This is a genomic window from Chryseobacterium glaciei, from assembly GCF_001648155.1.
GTDB lineage: Bacteria > Bacteroidota > Bacteroidia > Flavobacteriales > Weeksellaceae > Chryseobacterium > Chryseobacterium glaciei.
On record NZ_CP015199.1, the window covers coordinates 57,466 to 80,339 of the forward strand.

General features: G+C 35.7%; 15 protein-coding genes. 7 read left to right on the forward strand and 8 right to left on the reverse strand.

What is annotated here, in order from left to right; genetic code table 11:
• Nucleotides 1–8 precede the first annotated feature (8 nt).
• From A0O34_RS00230 to A0O34_RS00245, 4 genes are all read right to left on the reverse strand, one after another.
• On the reverse strand, nucleotides 9–2,888 hold the full coding sequence (locus A0O34_RS00230) for a SusC/RagA family TonB-linked outer membrane protein (protein WP_066749943.1): 2,880 nt from the start codon (nucleotides 2,886–2,888) through the stop codon (nucleotides 9–11).
• 94 nt (nucleotides 2,889–2,982) lie between these two features.
• A complete protein-coding gene (gene xylA / locus A0O34_RS00235) occupies nucleotides 2,983–4,311 on the reverse strand; it encodes a xylose isomerase (RefSeq protein ID WP_066749944.1) in 1,329 nt (442 codons plus the stop codon).
• Between the two features lie 109 nt (nucleotides 4,312–4,420).
• On the reverse strand, nucleotides 4,421–5,905 hold the full coding sequence (locus A0O34_RS00240) for a xylulokinase (RefSeq protein ID WP_066749946.1): 1,485 nt from the start codon (nucleotides 5,903–5,905) through the stop codon (nucleotides 4,421–4,423).
• Between the two features lie 16 nt (nucleotides 5,906–5,921).
• Complete coding sequence (locus tag A0O34_RS00245) at nucleotides 5,922–6,647, reverse strand: NUDIX hydrolase (RefSeq protein ID WP_066749949.1); 726 nt, start codon at nucleotides 6,645–6,647, stop codon at nucleotides 5,922–5,924.
• 928 nt (nucleotides 6,648–7,575) lie between these two features.
• On the opposite strand from A0O34_RS00245, the gene A0O34_RS00250 reads away from it, so the two are divergent.
• The 6 genes from A0O34_RS00250 to A0O34_RS00275 all read left to right on the forward strand — a co-directional run bounded on the left by A0O34_RS00250 (nucleotide 7,576) and on the right by A0O34_RS00275 (nucleotide 15,643).
• Entirely contained in the window at nucleotides 7,576–8,019 is a 444-nt protein-coding gene (locus A0O34_RS00250; protein WP_066749955.1) for a sugar dehydrogenase complex small subunit, read from the forward strand.
• Nucleotides 8,016–10,106, forward strand: coding sequence for a GMC oxidoreductase (locus A0O34_RS00255; RefSeq protein WP_066749957.1), 2,091 nt, complete (start codon nucleotides 8,016–8,018; stop codon nucleotides 10,104–10,106). The genes A0O34_RS00250 and A0O34_RS00255 overlap by 4 nt, the downstream gene beginning before the upstream one ends.
• 4 nt (nucleotides 10,107–10,110) lie before the next feature.
• On the forward strand, nucleotides 10,111–11,595 hold the full coding sequence (locus tag A0O34_RS00260; protein ID WP_066749959.1) for a ferritin-like domain-containing protein: 1,485 nt from the start codon (nucleotides 10,111–10,113) through the stop codon (nucleotides 11,593–11,595).
• Between the two features lie 235 nt (nucleotides 11,596–11,830).
• Entirely contained in the window at nucleotides 11,831–13,381 is a 1,551-nt protein-coding gene (locus A0O34_RS00265; RefSeq protein WP_066749961.1) for a peroxidase, FMP-type, read from the forward strand.
• Nucleotides 13,382–13,760: 379 nt separating this feature from the next.
• The gene (locus A0O34_RS00270) at nucleotides 13,761–14,567 is read left to right on the forward strand and encodes a hypothetical protein (RefSeq protein WP_066749963.1); all 807 of its coding nucleotides are present in this window, start codon (nucleotides 13,761–13,763) and stop codon (nucleotides 14,565–14,567) included.
• 38 nt (nucleotides 14,568–14,605) lie between these two features.
• Nucleotides 14,606–15,643, forward strand: coding sequence for a heme-binding protein (locus A0O34_RS00275; protein ID WP_066749966.1), 1,038 nt, complete (start codon nucleotides 14,606–14,608; stop codon nucleotides 15,641–15,643).
• 16 nt (nucleotides 15,644–15,659) lie between these two features.
• Here A0O34_RS00275 and A0O34_RS00280 read toward each other — a convergent pair whose 3' ends face one another.
• From A0O34_RS00280 to A0O34_RS00290, 3 genes are all read right to left on the reverse strand, one after another.
• Entirely contained in the window at nucleotides 15,660–16,181 is a 522-nt protein-coding gene (locus A0O34_RS00280; protein ID WP_066749967.1) for a thermonuclease family protein, read from the reverse strand.
• Between the two features lie 183 nt (nucleotides 16,182–16,364).
• Entirely contained in the window at nucleotides 16,365–18,173 is a 1,809-nt protein-coding gene (locus A0O34_RS00285; RefSeq protein WP_066749969.1) for a hypothetical protein, read from the reverse strand.
• 379 nt (nucleotides 18,174–18,552) lie between these two features.
• The gene (locus A0O34_RS00290; RefSeq protein ID WP_066749971.1) at nucleotides 18,553–19,581 is read right to left on the reverse strand and encodes a rod shape-determining protein; all 1,029 of its coding nucleotides are present in this window, start codon (nucleotides 19,579–19,581) and stop codon (nucleotides 18,553–18,555) included.
• 341 nt (nucleotides 19,582–19,922) lie between these two features.
• Between A0O34_RS00290 and A0O34_RS00295 the strand changes: the two genes are divergently transcribed.
• The gene (locus A0O34_RS00295) at nucleotides 19,923–21,728 is read left to right on the forward strand and encodes a serine hydrolase domain-containing protein (protein ID WP_066749973.1); all 1,806 of its coding nucleotides are present in this window, start codon (nucleotides 19,923–19,925) and stop codon (nucleotides 21,726–21,728) included.
• Nucleotides 21,729–22,059: 331 nt separating this feature from the next.
• Here the strand turns inward: A0O34_RS00295 and A0O34_RS00300 are convergent, their stop codons facing one another.
• On the reverse strand, nucleotides 22,060–22,872 hold the full coding sequence (locus A0O34_RS00300; protein ID WP_066749975.1) for a DUF4249 domain-containing protein: 813 nt from the start codon (nucleotides 22,870–22,872) through the stop codon (nucleotides 22,060–22,062).
• Between the last annotated feature and the right edge of the window lie 2 nt (nucleotides 22,873–22,874).

The following is a 22,874-nucleotide window of genomic DNA, read 5'->3' on the forward strand; positions in this document are numbered from 1 at the left end:
ATTAATTTTTAGAATGTTAAGTTTAAACCAATCATATAGTTTCTAAGAGACGGTGTATTGGTTCCGATGGTTAAGAATCTTGATGGAATCTCGTTGCTTACCGCCTGATTTTCGTTCCCGTAGGAATTCGTTTCCGGATCCATTCCTGAAGCTTTATGATAAGGAGAGAAAAATACAAATGGATTGGTGACTGTTGTATACAATCTCATTTTGCTGATTCCCGCTTTTTTGAACACTCCCTGCGTGAAATTATATCCCAAAGTAATCGTTCTGATCTTAAGATATGAAGCATCAAAATAAGCTAAAGTACTTCCATATCTTGGATTATTATTGCTTTGATAATGTCCCGGTCTTGGGTAATAGGCATCGGTATTTTCGGGAGTCCAGTAATCAACGTCTACGTTGTTTCTTCTTCCGCTTAACATATTCAGATAACCTGTATTTCCGTACAATGTGCTGATCAAAATACCTCCGCTTTTGAAAGCTCCAACAATGCTTAGATCAAAGTTTTTGTATGCCAATCTGGTATTAAATCCACCCTGAAAATCAGGATCTGTATTTAAAATCTGTCTGTCTTCAGCGTTGATAGCTCTCACAGGCGATCCATCTGGATTATAAGCTCCTGTATATAAAACTTTAATGGAGCCGATTGCTTCTCCCGGAATATTGGTAGGTTCCAGAATATTCATATAAGGATCACCTGCCTGCCACAATCCTGTATACTGATAATCATAAATTGAATTGATTGAACTTCCCACAAACCACCAGTTGGCAACATCTCTTGTAGCTCCCGAAGACAATGAGGTAATTTTATTTTTGTTTGAATAAAAGTTCACCCCGAAATCCCATGAAAAACCATTTGGATTACTGATAATCGCTCCATTTAATGATATTTCAATTCCTTTATTGCTTGTAGATCCTACATTTCCGGTGTAGCTTCCTACTCCAGAAGTTGCCGGTAATTTAACATCCAACAATAAATTTTTCGTATTCGTTGTATAATATTCTACCGTACCTGTTAATCTATTGCCGAACAATCCGAAATCCAACCCATAATTAAGCGTTTCCGAAAACTCCCAACCCAATTTTGAATTTGGCAGCGTAGAAACATAAGTTCCGATTGCATTGGTATTTCCAAAGTTATAAGGTTCTGTGGTTAAACGTCCAAAAGTAGAATAAGGAGCCACAGCCTGATTGGAAGTTTCTCCATATCCAAAACGAAGCTTTAAATTATTAATAACTTTTGAATCTTTTAAGAAATTCTCTTTAGCAACATTCCAACCCGCTGAAAAAGCGTTATAGATATTCCACTGATATCCCGGCGCCAATACTGAAGAAGCATCTCCTCTGATGGAAGCCGTAAACATATATTTTCCGTCGTATTCGTACATTACACGTCCCATCCAGGACTTAAGACCTCTTTTGTAATAGCCTTGATTATCAGGATTAATGGTAATTTCCCCCTGAGCGTGACCAAGATTGTAAAACTGAAACTGATCCGTCGGAATATCTCTTGCCGTGATGTATGAACTGTTAAATGTTCTCTGTTCCTGAGACTGTAAAGCAACGACATTTACTTTATGCTTGCTTGCAAAAGTTCTGTCGTACGTTAAGATATTTTCGTTTACCCAATGCGTCAATAAAGAATTTCCGATGGAAGCCGTGGATAAATTATTAGGCTCTGAGCTGAAAACTCCTTCTCCTGTGTAACTTCCTGTATTTGTCGTTTTAAAGTTTAAACCAACATTTGTTCTTAATGTCAAACCTTTCACCCATGGAATTTTAAATTCTCCGAAGAAATTATTATAAGAACTGAAAGAAATTGCTTTATCAATCCACGCATCTCCTAAATTTTCGATGCCGTCTCTTGTGTACACATATTGAGTATCTGCGGACATCACAATGCGCTCTTTTTGACTTCCATCTGCTCTGTAAGGATTCGCAACAGGAGTTGAGCTCAATGTATTGTAAAGCCCAAGATTACTGCCTTTATTTACTGTATAAGCATTGTTTGTCGTGATCCCAACCCGGAAATATTTACCCAAATCCTGATCTAGACTTCCTCTTAGATTAAATCTTTCAAAATTTTGTCCGGGAAGAACAGATTGCTCGTTGTAATAGCTCATTCCAAAGTTGTACGAACTTTTTTCAGTACCTCCGGAAATGCCAAGATCATGATTGGTAACGATTCCGTTTTTATACATTAAATCCTGCCAATCGGTATTGGTATCTCTTGATTCATCGGCTCCGTATTGCGTGAAAAGCCCGGCATCATCACGAAGTTTCATGAATTTTTGCGCATCCATCATCGGATATTTAGAAAAAACAGATGTAATTCCTGTATAGGTATTATAACTAAAGGTTGCTCTCTGATTTTTTCGCCCTGTTTTAGTTGTAATTAAAATTACTCCATTCGCTCCACGAGATCCATAAATTGCCGTTGCAGAAGCGTCTTTCAGGATATCCATACTCTGAATATCGTTCGGGCTGATATCTGCCAATGATCCCGGAAAAGGAATTCCGTCCAATACAATTAACGGATCGTTATCTGCCGTCAGAGAACGCGTTCCTCTGATTCTGATCTGCATCGGAGCTCCAGGTTTACTGGAAGTCTGTGCAATATCAACTCCGGCTATTCTTCCCTGTAATGCCTGACTCACATTCGCAGAAGGCACTTCTCTCATCACATCACCTTTCACAGAGGCTACAGATCCCGTTACGGATTCTTTTCTCTGTTTTCCATATCCTATTATAACAACCTCATCTATCTTCTTCTCTTTTTCAACAGTATCTTTTTTAACCTGGGAATACGCTAAGCCAGAAGGCAATAAAGCCATTGCAAAAAACAATGCAGCCTTATTTGTTTTGGCAAAATAAAATCGGTTCATAATTATTATTTTTAAAAATTAGGGTTGAATAAAAAGGCCGTTAGTAATGATCAATGTTGAAAATCCTTAGTGTTTAGCAGCCCTTTTACTGATATTAGATATACATGTTTACGATCGCTTCAAACAATTCCTGTTTTCCGCTTTTTGGCTGAGGTTCGCCTGTTTCGTGGGCGATTCTCTGAAGATCTTCCAATGTAAGATTTCCGGTTTCGAAAGCTTTACCGTTTCCGTTATCAAACGAAGAATAACGATCTGTTCTTAATTTTTTATAATCTGAATTTTCAAGAATATCGGCAGCGGCCAAAAGTCCTTTTGCGAAAACATCCATTCCGGAAATATGAGAGATAAATAAATCTTCCGGATCGGTAGAATTTCTTCTGATCTTCGCATCAAAATTAACTCCGCCATTTCCTAAACCTCCCGCCGGAAGAAGCACCAACCAAGCCTGAACCATATCATAATAATCGATCGGGAACTGATCTGTATCCCAACCATTCTGATAATCTCCGCGGTTTGCATCGATACTTCCTAAAAGTCCTGCATCAACAGCAGCCTGAAGTTCATGTTCGAAAGTATGACCCGCCAATGTTGCATGGTTTACTTCGATATTTAATTTAAAATCTTTATCTAAACCGTAATGTCTTAAAAATCCGATTACCGTTTCAGAATCGTAGTCGTACTGGTGTTTTGTAGGCTCCATCGGTTTTGGTTCAATTAAAAAAGTACCTTTAAAACCTTGCTGACGGGCATAATCACGAGACATTGAAAGAAAACGTGCCAAATGATCTTTTTCACGCTTCATATCTGTGTTTAAAAGGCTCATGTAACCTTCTCTTCCGCCCCAGAAAACGTAATTTTCTCCACCAAGAGCGATTGTTGCATCAATAGAATTTTTAACCTGAGTTCCGGCACAAGCAACTACGTCAAAATTTGGATTGGTAGAAGCTCCGTTCATGTATCTTTCATGTGTAAAAACGTTGGCTGTTCCCCATAAAAGCTTGATTCCCGTTTCCTGTTGTTTTTGTTTTGCATATTCAACAACAGCCTGAAGATTTTTTTCGTAATCTTTCCAATTGTTGGCAGGATCTACCAAGTCAATATCGTGGAAACAGTAATATTGGAAACCTATTTTAGACATAAATTCAAAACCTGCATCCATTTTTTGCATTGCTCTGGAAACCGCATCATTTCCTGCATCCCAAGGGTGGTGAATTGTTGGTCCTCCAAATGGATCGCTTCCGTTTGCGCATAGCGTGTGCCACCAAGCCATTGCAAAACGTGTCCAGTCTTTCATGGGTTTTCCCATAATTATTTTTTCAGCGTCATAATAGCGAAATGCCATTGGATTTCGGCTTTCTTTACCTTCAAATTTGATTTGATCTATTCCCGGAAAATATTCCTTAGTGTTTGTTAAAGTGCTCATATATTTTGTTTTAATTTTTGATTTAATTTTAAAATTTGTTGTAGGAATTCCCTGCTCACTGATTTTGAAAAGTCAGTAAGAACAATGGAAAGATCCGTTGTAAGGTGGATTATACTATTTCATTAAGATGCTTTGTCCATCTTGAGTAGGCTTCTAAATATTGATCTCTTTTTTCGTGTTCAGGCTCGATGACGGCAATTTTTTCAAGGGAAGAAAAGGCTTCTTTAGAATCAACATAAAAACCTATTCCCATTCCGGCAGCTCTTGCGGCTCCTACAGCTCCGTCTGTATCGTAAAGCTCAATCACCGCATTACTCACACTGGAAAGCGTTTGACGGAAAATCGAACTTAAAAACATATTGGCATTTCCTGCGCGAATCACCTGAATATCCATGCCGATATTTCTCATGATATCCATTCCATATTCGTAGGAAAATACGATTCCCTCCTGCGCTGCGCGAAGAATATCTCCTTTTGAGTGGATATTAAAATTAATTCCGTGCATCGAACAGCTTGTATCTTTATTTTCTAATACTCTTTCTGCTCCGTTTCCGAAAGGAATGATGCTTAAGCCTTTAGAACCGATGGGTGAAAGTGAAGCCAAATCGTTCATATCTCCGTAAGAAGACAATGAGGTCGCAAAATTGTGTTTTAACCAAGAATTTAGAATTCCTGTTCCGTTGATGCATAATAAAACGCCTAATCTTGTCTGTTCCGGAGTGTAATTAACGTGTGCAAACGTATTTACTCTTGATAATTTATCATATTCAAGCTGATCTAAAACCCCATAAACAACACCTGAAGTTCCTGCTGTAGAAGCAATTTCCCCCGGATTGAAGACATTTAATGACAATGCATTATTCGGTTGATCTCCCGCTCTGTAAGAAATCGGCGTTCCTTCTTTTAAGCCTAATTCCTGAGCAGCTGTAGCTGAAACAGTCGCCTGAATCCCAAAAGTCGGGATAATTTCAGGGAAAAAGCTTTTCGGAATCCCATAATAATTGATGACATCTTCTGAGATACAATTGTTTTTAAAATCCCAGAAAATTCCTTCTGATAAACCTTCAATCGTCATTCCAATTTCACCTGAAAGTCTCATGGCGATGTAATCTCCCGGAAGCATTATTTTATCAATTTTTTCGAAAATTTCGGGTTCATTTTCTTTAACCCAAGCTAATTTTGACGCGGTAAAATTTCCAGGAGAATTCAATAAATGCGATAAACATTTCTCTTCTCCAATTTCCTTGAAAGCCTTTTCACCATACGGAACAGCACGGCTGTCGCACCAGATAATCGAAGGTCTTAAAAGGTTTTGATCTTTATCTACCAAAATCAAACCATGCATCTGCCACGTAATACCAATTCCTTTGATATCCTCTGCATTGATACCGGATTCATGCATGACAGCTTCGTGAGCCAGCTTTAAATTCAACCACCAATCAGTAGGGTTTTGTTCTGCCCAACCGGGATTTACAGCAGTGATTTTCATCTCTTTTTTAGGAGAAAAATCTGATGCAATAATTTTTCCGCTGGATGCCTCAATGAGACAAACTTTTACAGATGAACTGCCAATGTCATATCCTAGTAAATACATAATTTCAAAAAAGGTATTATTTTATTAGTCTGGTATTATTTTTCTTATAAATTTTAGCATCAAATCTGTAATATCTTGCAGCGCGATGCGAAACGTTGGTTTCTATCTCCTCCAACGGGATAATGTAACTGAACGATGAAATCTTCTTGTGAAAATTTTTAATATCAATTCGTTTTTCACTTAAAGCGCTATACAATTGATACAGCTGTCTTATCGTAAATCTTTTCGGTAATAATTCGAAAATAATTGAGAAGTCGGATTCTATCCATTTTCTGATCTCAATTAAAGATTCACTGATGATTTTATTATGATCAAATGGCAATGACGGAACTTCATCAATCGGATGCCAGTCTACCGTATCGTATTTCGTACTGTTAATCTTGTGGTCGATCTTGCAAAGAGAAAGATAAGCCACGGTAATGATCCTGTCTATGTGATGTTTATACTCTGTATCCATCCACTTTATATCATCCTGATTACTGGCCCGTAACGGATCTGCAAAACATTTGAACTGTTTAAGAACCATTTTCTTAATACCAGTTAATTCATGAAGCACGCGTTGAGCTGCATCGTCTACATCTTCATCGCTAAGTATTAAACTACCCGGCAACTTTCTTTGTCTTTCGGCAGGCACATCGTCCATGCGACGCTGTACCAATAAAATGTTCAGTCGATTTTCAAGGTCGAAACCAAAAACAACACAGTCGACAGAAACATACGTATGAATAAAATTCGGACTCATTTCTATGTTAACATTTACGTAACATGACAAATATAAAAATTCAATCGAGATAAAAAAATAAAATTATCACTACCTACTGCTTATCAACATATTACATATCTATTTTCTATGATAACAATACCATAAAAAATATGATAAGGTTATCGTAAATATGATGATATATTTTTACAAAGAGATTCAGAAATAGACATTTAGATTAAAATAAATTAAGCCTAAAATAAATTTATATTATCATTAAAAATATGATAAGAAAATCAAGAAAATATTTTATTTTTTTGAAAATATTTTCATAATATTCCTCTTTTTGCTATAAAAATGACAGTAAATGATTGAAAAATTTCACCATTTTCATTATCAAAGCTTAGAATTTTATCAAAACGAGAAAATAATAGAATGAAGAATAGGATAAAACAACTTATTTAAGAATATAAGTTTAACTATGAATAGATACTTTTAATAATAGATGATTTTTTTAACGTTAAGACGCAAAGATTTTCTTTAATAATTGAGAATATTTTTCGTTCGCAGAGTCGTTTGACTACGTCGAATCTTCGATTTCACTCAGCAAAGTTGAACTTTGTATGGGGTGAGCAATTACGGACAATTTAATTAATTTTTATAAAATCTTAATTGAAAATAAATCTTATTTAGTCTAAAAATAAAATTTATTATGTTAACAAATTTAATCTCTACTAAGTGATAAATTATGTAATTTTAATACAGAAAAAATTCAATTTAAGCCTTATCTAGACTGATTTTAAATAACATTAAGGAGATATAAATTAAGTAGAAATACTGAAATTAAAACAATTTCAACTCTTTACATTTGAATAAACAAAAACTGATAATTATGGCAAATGAGCAATGCTTCAAAAAATAAAATGATAATTGTCATTTAAAAAACTTTAACCATCAAAATTTAAACGAAATGATTATTAACAAAATCCTCAACGTCGATGATTACTACTACGACGTGTTTATGGCGATTTCAGGAACTCTTACCGGATTTTCTGCGAACGAACTGCAATCCACCGGTTTGGCGGAAACCTATTACAAACATATTTTAGGTCAAATCGAAACCGCAACATTCTTAGAATTTTTGAACGTTTCAAAATCTATCCTTGAAAATTCTTTCAGTCAGGATCAATTAAGAAATGCCATTCAATCCGAAATTATGGCAGATCCGGGAATGCAGGATATGTCAAACAATATCATCACAATGTGGTATTTGGGAACCTGGGAAGGCACTTACGTGAATGAATTATCATACAAAGAAAGTTTGGTTTGGAACGTTATGCACGCACATCCACCGGGAGCAAAACAACCTGGTTTCAAATCTTGGGCGGTTCAACCTGTAAACAGCAACTCATGAGCAATATAGAATTCAAAAAAGACGTGATCATCGTAGGAACGGGGATCGCAGGATCATTGATCGCCAAACTTTTGACCGATCATGTTTTTGACACAGAAAAAGGCAAAATGGTTTACCGTGCAGAAGTTGATCATCCTGAAAACGTAAGAGAATTATCAATTTTAATGTATGAAGCTGGACTGGAAGCCGGATTAGAGCTGGACTCATCGTCATCATTGACAACCTACAACGAGTACATCCGTAAATTTTACATGGAGGAAGCCAAAGTTCCGAATTCTCCTTACCCGAATTTAAAACAGGCTCCATCACCGGACGTTTTGGATATGGAAAAAATCATTCCTCCGTTTCCGGATAAAAAAGGATATTTGGTTCAGTTTGGCCCGATGCCGTTTGCAAGTGATGCCATCAGAATCGGTGGCGGAACAACGCTTCACTGGCTGGGAACAACTCCAAGAATGCTCCCGAATGATTTTAGACTGACTGAAAAATATGGTATTGAAATCAATAAACCTGATTCTAAGGTTAAAACACCGATCAACTGGCCAATTGATTATGATGCTTTAAAACCATATTATGAAATGGCCGAATTTGAGATCGGTGTTTCAGGAAATGTTGCAGCACAGGAATATCCGATTTCGGAAAGTATGGAAGAGTATTACGGTAAAGACTATGTTTTTCCGATGGATGAAATTCCTCAAAGTTATATGGATCAAAAGATCATCAATGGTCTTGTAGGAACGAGTGTTCAATTAAATTTTGAAGAGTTTCCGTTGACGATGGTTCCATCTCCTCAGGGAAGAAATTCTACTCCAAATCCTGCATATGGAAAAGCAAAAATCATTAAAGCCAATTCTACAGATTCGGGATATAAATTATCATTAAATAATATTGAAAACGAAGAATACAAAGCGCTAGGCTCTGTCTGGAATCCCTACATGGGAGAACGTTGCGAAGGAAATGCTTCGTGTGTTCCGATCTGCCCCGTTCAGGCAAAATATAATGCGCTGAAAACGTTGAAAAAAGCGTTGTATAAATTCAATAAAAATGAAAATCTTCAAAAACATAAATTTATCAGCGTTCAGGCGCAGAGTGTTGTGTACAAATTGAGTGTTGACCAGACAGATCAGGAGAAAATTTCAAAAATTCATTTAAGAAGATATATTTCTAAAGAAAAAACAGATTTTGTGGAAGAAGTTGTTGACACCTCAGATTCAATTGTGATTCTTGCAGCCAATGCTTTTGAAAATCCGAAAATTTTACTGAATTCAAAATATACGGTTATCGAAAACGGACAAAAAGTTGAAAAAACCGTTGCCAACCGAAGCGATCAGGTAGGAAGAAACTTAATGGATCACATGGTAATGCTGACTTGGGGATTGTTCCCGGAACCGATTTATTCATACAGAGGTCCCGGTTCTACTACCAATATTTCGTCTTTCCGTGATGGTAATTTCAGAAGTGAATTTTCTGCGTGGATTTCTCCACTAGATAATTGGGGATGGAGCTGGCCAGCATTTTCTCCGGGATCGGATATTTCAGAGTTTTTGGGACAAGGTCTTTTTGGAGCTAAATTAAAAGAAGCTTTGGCTTACAGACTTTCAAGACAGGTTTTATTCCATTTTGAGATCGAACAATTACCGAATCCGAATAACAGAGTGACAATCAACGATCAATATCTGGATGCTTTGGGAATTCCCCGTCCTGTCATTAATTATGAACTGACGGAATACGAAATGAAAGCTATGGAACAGGCAAAATTAGCTTCGGATCAAATGTTTAAAAGGCTGAATATCGAAGATTTCACCAAATATACCGAAGCAGACAAAAACACTTTCATCTATAATAACGTAAGATATTCTTATAACGGAGCCGGCCACATTGTAGGAACTCACCGAATGGGCGACAATGCAGATGATTCTGTAACCAACAGCTATTGTAAATCTTGGGATCACCCGAATTTATACATCATTGGCGCAGGAAATATGACAACTTTGGGAACTTCGAACCCTACTTTAACCTTATCAGCATTCACAATTCGTTCGGTAGAATCTATTTTGAGTGATTTAGAAAACAAATTTAAAAACTGAAACCATGAGACAAAGATTAATCAATAAATCAGAACCAGAACAGATTTTATTAAAAGGTTCTTTCGACAAAAACACCCTTGTTGAAGAAGCAATTTCTTTACATTCTTTATTATTCGATACAAAAATTAGCAAAGAAGATTGGCTAGAAGGATTGAAATTTCATAGTAAAACTTTAACCAACTTATTATTGAATAATCAGATCAAAGAATTTAATGATTATTTAAGTTCACAGTTCGGATCAGTTTTACAGGAAATAAGTGTTGATAAATTAGAAGTAAAAACAGTTACTCCAACAAAGAAAAGTGGATTGCTAAACATGAATTACCGTTCTGCTTTACAAGACCTTTTGCAGACGGCGATTCTTATTGAGCATTCAACAATTCCACCTTATCTTACGGCTCTGTATTCCATTAAAGATGGGACAAATTTATTGGCTTCACAAATCATCAGAAGCGTTGCCGTGGAAGAAATGCTTCACATGATCATGGTTTGTAACGTGATGAATGCTGTAAATATTCAACCTTCCGTAAACAGACCTCAAAACTACCCTACTTATCCGATGAAATTGCCTATGAATGTTGATTTCTTTGTAGGATTGGAAACATTTTCTACGAACAGTATCGCCACATTTATCGCGATTGAAAGCCCGAGCAGTCCTTTGGTAAAAGCTCCGATATATGATCATATTGAAGAAAATCAGTCATTGCTTAAAAGTGCATCAGTAGAAGAAAATAACTTCTGGACTTTAGAAAATATGAAAGGTTTCATCATGGAAAATGTTCACACGATTGGTGAATATTATGATGTTTTATTCTTTTATATTGTTGTTTTCCAAATCATTGCTTATTACAAAGCCAACGGAAAATTACCTCAAACATTTGAAGAATTAAATACAGGAGGAATTTTCACTGGAAATCCGGCAAAACAAATTCGTCCGGAGCAATATTACGGAAGCGGCGGAAAATTACACGCGGTGGAAGCTTTATCAGGCGTAATTGCTGTTTTTCAAGAAATTAAAGGTCAGGGCGAAGGTGCGGATGATACTATTTTTGATGTTGATCCTTCTCAGTTTGAAGAAGGAATGGAATTAGCGCATTATTTCAGATTTAAAGAAATTTTCCATGAACATTATTATTTGGATGGAAACTATAAACCTTTTATGGATGAAAACGGAATGATGCCTGTCACCACTCCACCTGTCGGAAAAGCACTGCCTGTAGATTGGAACGCTGCTTATCCGATGAAACCAAACCCGAAAATGGCAGATTATCAGTCGAATCCGCAATTGTATGCGCAAGGAAAAGCATTTAATCAAACCTATAAAAATTTATTGGATGCGATTCAGGCTGCTGTAGAAGGTGATGCAAAAGAATTAGAAAAATCAATCATGTATATGTATGCTTTGAAAGAACAGGCGTTCGGATTGATGAGCCAACCGTTGGATTCTCAATACAATGCAGGGCCAACTTTTGAATATCCAACAACTTAAATTTATTTAAAATTTTAACCACAAAAGAGACAGAAGATTAACACTTAAGTTATTTAAGTTCATTTATTTATCTGCAAATAAGAACACATAAGTTTTTAAAAATCATTGATTTTATGCTTTGATGAACTTTTGATTTCTAAATAACAGTTTTAATAAATCAATAAGAGCTTTTGCTTCTTTTGCGGTTAAATTTTAAAACAACTTCATTAATTAATAACCATAAAAACAATATACCATGCTTAAAAGAAAAAAGGACAGTCTTGAAGGGAGTCAATTACTCCGTAAGAGTTCAGATGAAAGTCAAAAAAGCTATCTCGCCAATCTGATGAAAGATTACTCGAAACTTTTGATTGATGATCCCGTGAGACCTTTTAGAGAAGAAAATTTACAGGAAATTGCAAACAATGTAGATTATGGTGTTTTAGAAGCACTTAACGGAACATGGGTAAGTTATAATGCTAATTACAATAAAAATATCGGCCGTCCATCATTAGGAAGTGGAATTCACACGACGATTATGCCTTCTCCAGGAACCAATCAAAATACAATTCCAGGAAAATTTAGTTTTGATACTGAAGAATATATCGAAAAATTAACATTCGAAATCGTTCCCGGTGGTGTTCGTAACCGTGGTGGTGCAACGGAATTATTTTGTGGTGCCGTAAAATACGATCAAACCATTAAAAGTGTAAATAAAGTAGAAGGAAATCCAAATTTACAATACGCCGGAATTCACGAAGAAAACGGAATGTATCTTTGGCTAAGTGACGTTTACAATTACGCTGCAACTGAAGAAACCATCAAAAGAGACCGTGGAATTCATGCCTTTTCTAATGAAGATTTTGAAAAATACGGATATAAAGGAGAATACAGAAACGAACCTTTGGTTGAGGTAAAAGATGAACAGGGTAATTCTTCTTACATTCTTTTAAGTGAATTAAAAGAAGGACAGCAATATTATCAAATCATTCCGGCGCAAGAAATAAAGCCAATGGATGGAATTAAAGGACCTTATTTTATTCCTGATTATTCGATCTCAAGAAGTGGAGTTATCCCTCACGGAAGTACGATTACGGTATTGGGAGATATTACCCCTGAGAGTAAAGATAATAAAGTATATTACCTTAGAGACGGCGCTCCGCAATTCCCTACTGGTCTTGCAACTTGGGATCCTCCTCATCTTGCTATCTCACCAACAATGGGAGGTGCGGGAGGTGCTATTAACCTTGACGAACCGGCTCCGGCATGGGTTCACCAGACTTTAACTGATGAAACCGACCCTGGTTCAAACAAAATTTATACGCAGAGAATATTGGCAAATGAGTTATATCCTTATTGTGTAAGACCGGATATGAGATTAAGAGACACATTGAGCGGACAAAATGTTGCCAATTATGTACTTGTTCAATTATCATCAAAAATGCAAACTGGAGCGCAAGGCGGAATTCTAAATGTTCCTTTTGTTAATCGTTTTGTACCCACCGTTGAAATAGATTTTAATCTTTGGATCGAAACTGTAATTGAAGATGGAAAAGAAATTCTTCAGTTACAATACGAGCAAATTATATTTTTCGAATTTGATTTTGGAAACGATGGTGGTACAACAAGCTGGCCACACATTCAGGTAAATACGCTTCGTAAAATCGAAGATATTCCTGCAGACCAGAGAAAAATAATCGAACAGGAATTTTTCAATGCACCTCCTGCAATGAACATGACAACAACTGCTGCAGTTTCTGAGCGCATTGCCAATCCACCTTCAGGATGTCCTTATCATAAAGAATAAAATTTTGATTTAATCTTATTAATTCAAATAAACACTACTCAACCTTATAGGTTTCAGAAACCTATAAGGTTTTAAATAAACAAATTAAACTTTATTTTTTATTAGAAGCAATTTCCTGCTTTCCACTATATCTTTTTAGTTACGGCCTCCGCTTCGCTCCGGCCGCAACCAAAAAGGATGTCGTTACAATCAGGGCTATGGCTGTAGTCTTTTATTTAAATATCCACGAAGCTTGTCATCCTCTAAAGATCTAAATATAGTATTAGAAAAGTTTAGAAAGATCGGAGCCTAGATGCTTCCAGCATGACAAACATACTGGAAAACATAGCTGAAAATATAAGTTTAAAACAAATTTAAAAAACTAAAAAACCAATTTATCATGAGCAATCAATTACCTCCAATTCCTTCAGGATTTGGATTACCATTCTATTACGCAACCCTTTTCAACATTGAGGTTGCCTTTCTTGTTGATCGCGAAAAAGTTTTAAAATACCTTGAAAATACAGGACTCATCGTCGCAGATTTCGATGGAAAAGCTTTGGTAAGTTTTAATTTTCAAAATTATACCGGACAGTTTCCCAACGGATCTAGCACCACTCAGGAAATCGAGTTGAATATCGTTTCTTACCCTGAATCTCAAAAAGATACAGTCGCTTTTGTAACTGCGGAAGAATATCTTCGCGGAGAAGAACAGACAAAATTAATGGGACACAAACGCGTTTGGGTTCCTTGTGACGCAGATATGGCAATCAAAGCTGGAATAGAATTGTTTGGAGAACCGAAATTTAAGACTTCATTTACAACTAATCTTCCTTCATTAAACGTTCCCGGTCAAAATACCTGGACGGTGACTTGTAATGATCCAACTGACAGTACAGAATCAATTTTCACTTGTGTTGCAGATGTTGCGGATTTAATCCCTGAAATGTCGGCATTCTCTCCTATCACGGAATATGGAAAATTTGAAAATAAATTAATCGGTTGCCGTTGGAATATTCTTCAACCAACAAATCTTCACTTTTTAAACTCAGAAGAAAGCAAAAAACGAGTACAAATGACTTATGGAAATTCTGATCATCAAATGAAAGCCGATATGGAGTTTTTGATCGGAGATTCATCGGCTTTTGCAGTTCGTACAAGCATGTCGGCTCCGGCTGCAATCCAGACGAGAGCTTATTATATTTAATTTAAATTAAAAACTTTTAACCTTAAAAACTAAAAATTATGAATCTAGAAAGCAAAATGAGAGGATTAACATTAGGAGCACAAGTCCTTCCTCTTGAAAAAGTTTCTGCCTCAGATCTTGGCGCTTTGGCTCCACTTGTAGGAACCTGGAAAAACGTTGATGTTCCCGCAACGGCTATTTCAGCGGGTTGGAATACCATTTCTGTTCCCGGACAGGATAAAGGATTTGTCTTTGAAGTCATTCCTTACACAGAAACATTGACTTTCAATCCGGTTGTTGTACAGGCCGGAAATCGTGGCCCTGTCGTGAACGGACAACAAGTAGAGCAAATGATCTTCGGTCTTTTGTATGAGCAGCAAATTATAAGCGCATGTGACAGTAGTTTTTGCAACGAACGTGGTTTTCCTGCAGGATCAACGATTCATGTTGAGACAGGATTATTTTTAAATTTAGGTCAGCCCAACGGAGGTTACACGATTGCCCGCATGTCAACTATTCCTCACGGAAATTCATTATTGGCTCTTGGAAGCTCCATTGAAGTGGGTAATCCGGGAACAGATTTCTTTAGTCCGGCTTCTTCAATTCCAACTTTATTGAATGGTGACAGAATAACTCAACTTGGTTATTCGGATCAAATTATCGGAAATCCGCAGTTTGCACCGTTCAATCAGGTCAATCCAAATGCTTTCCTTCAATCTACACTGGAAGCTTTAGTAGGAACAGGCGGAGTGAGTAATATGACTGTTATTCAAATGTCTACCGACACACCGGAAGCCAACGGAGGAATTTTGAATATTCCGTTTATCCAGACTAACGTAAACGCTACAAAAATGGATGCAACCTTCTGGATTGAAGATATTGTAGACAGCACAGGAAATCCTAGCCAGGTATTGCAATATTCACAAACGATCAATCTGGTTTTTCCTGCTACAGGATCTGCACAGCCTGTTAACTGGCCTCACGTTACGGTCAATTCAATGGTAAAAGTACCTGAAACAATGGAACTGCAACAAAAGTTTCAAAGTTTAGATGTAATGGAAGGATTAGATGTGACGCAAGGTCTTACAGAAAGTTAATTTTAATTTTTAAATACTAAACCTCTGGATTTAATTCGGAGGTTTTTAGTTTTAATCTAGCAGCTTTCGATTTTTCTTTCTTTATTTTCCTGAAATCCCAAGGTGATATTGCGTTTTTATCTGCCCATAAACCACGTTTCTTTTTCTTTGCTAAAATTTCATATTCTTTTAACTGAAGATTTTTAGAAGCTTTAAAATACCACCATCCATAACCAGATTTGATGATTTCCGCAGAAAGATATTTGTCATCATCATAAAATATTTTGGCGATCGTTCTTCGGTATCTGTCTTTTTTGATTCTGTAAAATATAACATCTTTCCCAAAGACTTTTGAACTCGTAAATTGTTTTGCATTGTTCCCAAAAGGCTGATTCTTTTCGGGACAATCTACTTCTGCCAAACGTAAGGTTTCCTGAGTTTTATCTGCCAATAAAGCAACAACAGTATCTCCATCTTTTATGCCAATAATTTTTGCCTTGATTTGAGAAAACACCCACATAGACGCAAAAAACAGCAATACGCACATCATTTTTTTCATGAGTACAATGATAAGAACTTTAAATGGAAAATTCAAAAACCTTCAAATTAAAATTTGAAGGTTTTGCTTATTAATTATTTTTTTTTAACGCAAAGTCCGCAAAGTTTTTTTAACCAATGATTCTGCTGATTTTTAAGTTCGCAAAGGCGTTTGACTTAGCAAAGTTCACAAAAAATTTCATTATTACTTTTCAAATATTGGAAGTTCAATTCCTGAAAGCATCATTTTATATTGTTGAAGCTGATCATTAATTGTATTTAATTCTGATTGAAAGAAATTTGATTGACTAAACAGATTTTCATAATATGAAATTCCCTCAAAAAGATTTTCTTTAAAGGTTTTCCATTTCTTATCCTGTGATTTGGTAACTGTTCCTGAGAAATCGGCAATCTCTTTTTTTAAGTGATCGACATACATTTTTAGTTCGTTAATGAACATATTCGGGCGATTATTGTCGGGAAGAATATTGGTATTTCCGTAAATATGCTGTACCATCTGCGAAAGAGAAACTTCTTTATCGAAAAAAGCAAGATTAGGCCCCGGACAAATCACGACACCTTGTTTTTCTCCTTTTATTTCTAGCTTTTGTTCCATATAAGCAGCATTCACCAATCCGACACATAAACATGCTTTTTCTATGATTTCTTCTTTTCTTTTTTGGAATTGTTCCGGCGTTATCTCTTGTTTTTCGGCTTGTAAATTTTCAAGTTTAATATCTTGATACTTTTTTGATGCTGTACAAATTCCTTCTGATGAAAACTCTTTACTCAGAGCCAATAATTTTTTAGGACACGAACTTCCGTAACGGTTTTTATTATTTTTGTTTTGTCTAAAAATTTCGTTGGACGTTCCTCTCACAGTATTAAAAGGCACTCCCAAAGGCGAAAGATTACTTAAATAAAAATCGTTTTCTTTAGATTTTAAAAGTAATTTTCTTGTTTCATCATCCACTGAAGTTGCTTCCGGAACCAGTAAAAATGGTGAGCCCCAACCCACACTATTTACGTTATAGGTTTTCATTAAAAAATCATGTTCCTCTGAAGTTCCTACTCCACCCTGAACGGTGATTTTCATTTCTAAAGGCTCAGAAACGGTAATTTTCCCTTTTTGTTGTAAAGCATTGAGCATTAATGAATGTGCAGAATCGATCAGTTCGTTTTTCTTTTGTTTGAATTCTTCCATGATTGGGCCAAGCAACAAACCTTCGGTAGCAAAAGCGTGACCGCCACAATTCAAACCGGATTCTATTCTGTACTCAGAAACCCAAAGTCCTTTTTTAGCCAAAAAATTCCCTTGAATCATCGCAGAACGGAAATCACTCACTTTCAGGATAATTTTCTTTTTTAAAAAACCATTTTCATCAGGAAAAAAATCGTCAAATTCTTCGATATAACTGTATAAACGAGGATTCATCCCTGCGGAAAGTACCACTGAGGAAGATAATTTACTGTTGGCAAAACCACGCAAAGAAGCATGAGCATCATTATAAATTACAGGTAATTGCTCATTTTTTTTGAAGTTATCTTTATCAACTTTCGTCATGATATTGACATCTATACTCCCGGGAGCAAGATTTTTTTCAATAAAATGTTTAATTGAAGATGTAAAACTTTCCTTTTGATTCAGAAGATTTTGCAACCCGTTTTTCAGCTCTGATGTGTTAGGAAGCATATCCACAAAGTTCATCAAAGCGGTTTTGTTTTTCGCAATTTCTTCTTTGAAAGCATCAAACTTTTCATTGACGATATCATCCACCATGTCCAGATAAGCAGTAATTCTTTTGGCACGGTAGTCGTCTATTTTTGTTGAAATACTTGAATAATTCAAATTGAATTTTTCATTATAAAAGTTTTTCATTTTCTCTATAATTTCATCATCAATTATAGAAACAACGGAAGAAATTCCGTATTGTGCGACACGGATAGGACTGTCTATCGTATACGCTAATCCCATCACAGGAATATGGAAATTGTGTAAAGGTTTTTTGATCATTTTTATATTCATTAAAATAATTCTTGGCCTCTAAATTCCCATCAACTAATTCACTGTAAAAATATCAGTTTAAAATTAATTATGCATTAAATAATAATTGAATTTCTTGAAAATATGCTTAAAATCATTCTCTTTGAGGTTTTTTAACGCAAAGAGCGCAAGGTTTTCTTTGACTACTAACTGTTTTTAAGTTCGCGAAGGCGTTTGACTACGTCGAATCTTCGATTTCACTAAGCTAGGAGAGATATAGATACAAACCCCAACTGTTTTAGTCAGGGTATATAAGTTTTTATAATTAAAAATAAACCTTTAATGTCGCATCAATGCCTGTTAATAATCAAATAAAAACAGTGCAAATCGAAAATAAGTTCTTAAAAAATTAACTGCTCATTAAAAATCTAAACTTATTGATATTTTTAAGCGCGATTCCTGTTCCACGAACAACTGCTCTTAAAGGATCTTCAGCAACACATACAGGCAGTCCTGTTTTTTTGTGTAATCTGTCTGCCAATCCGTTTAATAAAGCACCTCCTCCGGCAAGATAAATACCTGTTTTGTAGATATCTGCAGCCAATTCGGGTGGAGTAAGAGAAAGCGTTTCCATCACAGCATCTTCAATTCTCATGATAGATTTATCCAAAGCTTTGAAAATCTCTTTATAATTGATCATGATCTCTTTTGGCTTACCCGTAATCAAATCTCTTCCCTGTACAGGAATGTCTTCTAAAGGATAATCCAGTTCCTCCAGTGCAGAACCTATTTCAATTTTTATTCTTTCGGCAGTTCGCTCTCCAATATATAAGTTATGATATGATCTTAAAAAGTAAGAAATATCATTGGTAAATACATCACCAGCAATTTTTAAAGATTTGTCACAAACAATTCCTCCAAGCGCAACAACAGCGATTTCGGTAGTTCCCCCACCTATATCAACAATCATATTTCCTTCAGGACTCTGTACGTCAATTCCAGCTCCAATAGCGGCTGCCATTGGTTCATAGATCAACTTTACTTCCTTGGCATTTACCTTCAATGCAGAGTCTTTAACGGCTCTTTTTTCAACTTCGGTGATTCCGGAAGGAATACAAATAACAATTCTAAGTGCAGGCTGAATAAACCTGCCTCTGATTCCCGGAATTTGTTTGATGAATTCCTTGATCATATGTTCCGAAGCGTGAAAATCGGCAATAACTCCATCTTTTAAGGGACGGATTGTTTTAATATTTTCGTGGGTTTTCCCTTGCATTAATTTGGCTTGTTCGCCAACTGCAATGGGCTTTCCTGTTGTTCTGTCTATAGCGACAATGGAGGGTTGATCAATAACAATCTTGTTATTATGTATGATTAGTGTATTAGCGGTTCCAAGATCCATTGCGATCTCCTGCGTAAACATATCAAATAACCCCATTTTATCGTTCTTTTATTATATTGCAAAGTACGGCTTTCTGTACGGATATAGATGTCGGGAAAATTGATAACAGAAGTTAAAGTTGTGTTAATCTTTTTTTAATATCTAATTTTTAATAATGCTAATTTTTATGCAAAGTTTGTTGAAATTTTTCATTTTAAGTTATATCAATTTATTCATGAATGTATTTTATCTCTTATAATTCACTTTATTATTTTTAATTTCCAAAATATAACTTACACAACAGTAAATAATTATCAATTATTGAAATAACACAGAAAACATTTTATCTGATATTCATAAAACTTATCTATTTTTAGCCCATCAAATTAAAAACTAAAATGAAGGCTAAAACTCCTTTTTACATTGCTCTCGTTTTCGGAATGATGGCAACCCCTTTTTCGGCACAAACAGACTCTCAATTAAAAAATGAAATATCTAAAGTAGAATCAGGATTGATGCCTGTTGTTCGGTTTGAAGGTGAACCTCTCTGGACTTTAGAATCCCGAATGAAATATTACAATGTTCCCGGAGTGAGCATCGCTGTCATTAAAAATTCTAAAGTGATCTGGAGCAAAACATACGGATTTGCAGATGTAGAATCTAAAACTCCTGTGAATTCCAACACGCTATTTCAGGCGGCATCTATGAGTAAACCAGTAAGTGCTTATGCTATGCTAAAAGAAGTGGAAATGGGGAAACTCGATCCAAATGCAGATGTAAATTCTTATCTAAAATCATGGAAAGTTCCTGAAAATGAATTCACAAAACAAAAGAAGGTAAGTCTCAAAAATATTGTCAGTCACACTGCAGGTTTTAGTGTGAGCGGATTTGCGGGTTACGAAGTTGGCCAACCTATTCCGACATTAGTTCAGGTTTTGAATGGACAAAGTCCCGCCAATTCTCAGGCAGTTATTGTCAATAAACTTCCAGGAACACCTTTTCGTTATGCCGGCGGTGGATATTGTGTGTTGCAACAAATGTTGATAGACCTCGAAGGAAAAGATTTCGCCTCAATATTGACTGAAAAAGTACTTTCACCTCTAAATATGAAAAACAGTACTTTCTCTCAACCCTTATCGGAAGCTCAAGCTCAGTTTGCAGCTACGGCTTATAATGAAAACGGAATTAAAGTTCAAGGGAAATACCATGTTTATCCAGAATTAGCTGCGGCAGGTTTGTGGACAACTGCAGAAGATTATGCAAAGTTTGTGATTGATGTTCAAAACACGCTGAGCAATAAAAGCCAGACAGTTATTTCTAAAAAAACAGCCGAGGAATTTACAACTCCGTTTATTGATCCATACATGGGATTAGGTATTTTTCTGGAAAATAGAAATGGTAAGGTCTACTTCACGCACGGTGGTTGGAATGAGGGTTTTTCCAGCAAATCTATAGGAAATAAAACCAGCGGTGACGGAATTGTAGTTTTAACGAATACCAACAAACCTGCATTTATTGAAGAACTTATCCGATCGGTTGCAAACGTTTATCAGTGGCCGAATTACGTGAATTCAATTAATAAAATCCTACCTACTACCGAAAAAGATTTTAGCAATAATATTGGTCGCTACAAATCTGACAAGTATGGTTTTTATAAAGTTTATCAGGAGAATGGAAAGCTAATGGCCATCAATAATACGGAAGCTCCAACAGAACTTATTAAAGTAGGTGAAGACACTTTTGCAATTCGGGATTGGGATTTTCAATTTAAATTTATAAAAAATAGTAAAACCGGAAAGAGGGAATTGATACAAATTCTGGGGGACAAGACCATAAGATCTAAAAATCCACAAATGAGTGCTAATGAAAAGACGCCTTTAGAGCTTATTTTGGAAGGTAATTTTGATAAAGGTTTACAATTATATAAAAAAGCAAAAACTGAAGATGCCAATCATAATCTGATTTCCGAAGGTTATTTAAATGGAGTTGGCTACGCTCTTCTTCAACAAAAGCAACCCAACAAAGCCATCGATGTTTTCCGAGTGAATACTCTACTTTATCCTAAAAGCGAAAATGTGTACGACAGTCTAGGAGAAGCCTATCTGGGAGCCGGACAAAAGGAAAAAGCCAAACAGAATTATCAAAAAGTATTGGAAATAAATCCTAAAAATGAAAATGCCGCTAAGATTTTAAAAACATTATAAAAGAAATTGCCTTCATTAATTTGGAGGCATTTTTTGTTTTAGAGCTTTTAATTCAGATTAAAATAAGCCAGTTTAAATTTTTTATTTAAACCACAAAAGATACAAAAGCTATGATTGAACTTTTTAAAATTTAGCCGTTTTAAAAACAAAAGCCCTCAAAAGATAAAAATCAAAGATTTTTAAAAACTTATGTGTTCTTGTTTGCAGTTCATCATGAACTTAAATAAGTAACATGTTCAGTCTTTTGTGCCTTTTGTGGTTTAAACAAGTTCAATAAAAAATCCCAACTTTCGTCAGGATTTCATTATTTTTTTTTCAATAAAAATATTTTCTATTCAATCACAATACTTCTCTTACTAACCGTATGTGCTGAAAAATATCCTAAAGCTCCGTTATTAATATTGCTTGGCGGATTGGAAGGTGTAACACCTCCACCAGGGCCACCATCTCCAGAAATCTGAAGAAGAGCGCTGTAATACGTGAAAATATTATTGTCGATACTCTGCATTTCAACATGAATGGTATCTCCTGCCACAACTAAAACATCATCCGGTTCATCACCATCATCGTTGGGAAGAAACAAAGGACGCTGATTCGGCAATCCGTTATTTACATTATCTGAAAAAACTTCGAATGTCTTTTTAGGTTTGTCATTAACTGTAAAATTAAATAAATAACGATTTCCTAATGCCTGAGGATCAGTGAAAACAGGTAAAAGTGTGTATGTTGTTGTCCCTCCAAACACAAAAGAATCCTGCGTTAATCCATCAAAACTTACTTCCTGAGGCATCGTACTTTGAGCCGTATATTCTTTTCCTTCTGCCTGAATTTTCAATGTATAAGTTCTTCCCATTACTCCGCTGAAAGCTGTGGTTTTATATTTTCCGTCGCTAACATATTGCAATGTTTCGGTCTGACCTGTATTATCGCTTAAAACAACCTGAGCATTGGTAACTGCAGGATATTGATTGTTTTCTGTAAAAGCCACAGATTTTGTTATTCTCACAAAATAAGGGCCGGGCTGATTGGTTATATTAGCTTCTATGACGATGTTTCCGCCTTTGTTATCAAGGTCTAAATCGATTTCTTTTTCGCAAGACGTTAATAAAAACAGGGATAATATGATAAAAAATGTATTCTTCATGA

Excerpts from the sequence above, each read along its gene's own strand:
- A0O34_RS00300 (WP_066749975.1), bottom strand. The coding sequence starts at position 22,872 with ATGAAGAATACATTTTTTATCATATTATCCCTGTTTTTATTAACGTCT.
- xylA (WP_066749944.1), bottom strand. The coding sequence starts at position 4,311 with ATGAGCACTTTAACAAACACTAAGGAATATTTTCCGGGAATAGATCAA.
- A0O34_RS00270 (WP_066749963.1), top strand. The coding sequence starts at position 13,761 with ATGAGCAATCAATTACCTCCAATTCCTTCAGGATTTGGATTACCATTC.
- A0O34_RS00265 (WP_066749961.1), top strand. The coding sequence starts at position 11,831 with ATGCTTAAAAGAAAAAAGGACAGTCTTGAAGGGAGTCAATTACTCCGT.
- A0O34_RS00275 (WP_066749966.1), top strand. The coding sequence starts at position 14,606 with ATGAATCTAGAAAGCAAAATGAGAGGATTAACATTAGGAGCACAAGTC.
- A0O34_RS00245 (WP_066749949.1), bottom strand. The coding sequence starts at position 6,647 with ATGAGTCCGAATTTTATTCATACGTATGTTTCTGTCGACTGTGTTGTT.
- A0O34_RS00260 (WP_066749959.1), top strand. The coding sequence starts at position 10,111 with ATGAGACAAAGATTAATCAATAAATCAGAACCAGAACAGATTTTATTA.
- A0O34_RS00250 (WP_066749955.1), top strand. The coding sequence starts at position 7,576 with ATGATTATTAACAAAATCCTCAACGTCGATGATTACTACTACGACGTG.
- A0O34_RS00280 (WP_066749967.1), bottom strand. The coding sequence starts at position 16,181 with ATGAAAAAAATGATGTGCGTATTGCTGTTTTTTGCGTCTATGTGGGTG.
- A0O34_RS00255 (WP_066749957.1), top strand. The coding sequence starts at position 8,016 with ATGAGCAATATAGAATTCAAAAAAGACGTGATCATCGTAGGAACGGGG.
- A0O34_RS00295 (WP_066749973.1), top strand. The coding sequence starts at position 19,923 with ATGAAGGCTAAAACTCCTTTTTACATTGCTCTCGTTTTCGGAATGATG.
- A0O34_RS00240 (WP_066749946.1), bottom strand. The coding sequence starts at position 5,905 with ATGTATTTACTAGGATATGACATTGGCAGTTCATCTGTAAAAGTTTGT.
- A0O34_RS00290 (WP_066749971.1), bottom strand. The coding sequence starts at position 19,581 with ATGGGGTTATTTGATATGTTTACGCAGGAGATCGCAATGGATCTTGGA.
- A0O34_RS00285 (WP_066749969.1), bottom strand. The coding sequence starts at position 18,173 with ATGATCAAAAAACCTTTACACAATTTCCATATTCCTGTGATGGGATTA.
- A0O34_RS00230 (WP_066749943.1), bottom strand. The coding sequence starts at position 2,888 with ATGAACCGATTTTATTTTGCCAAAACAAATAAGGCTGCATTGTTTTTT.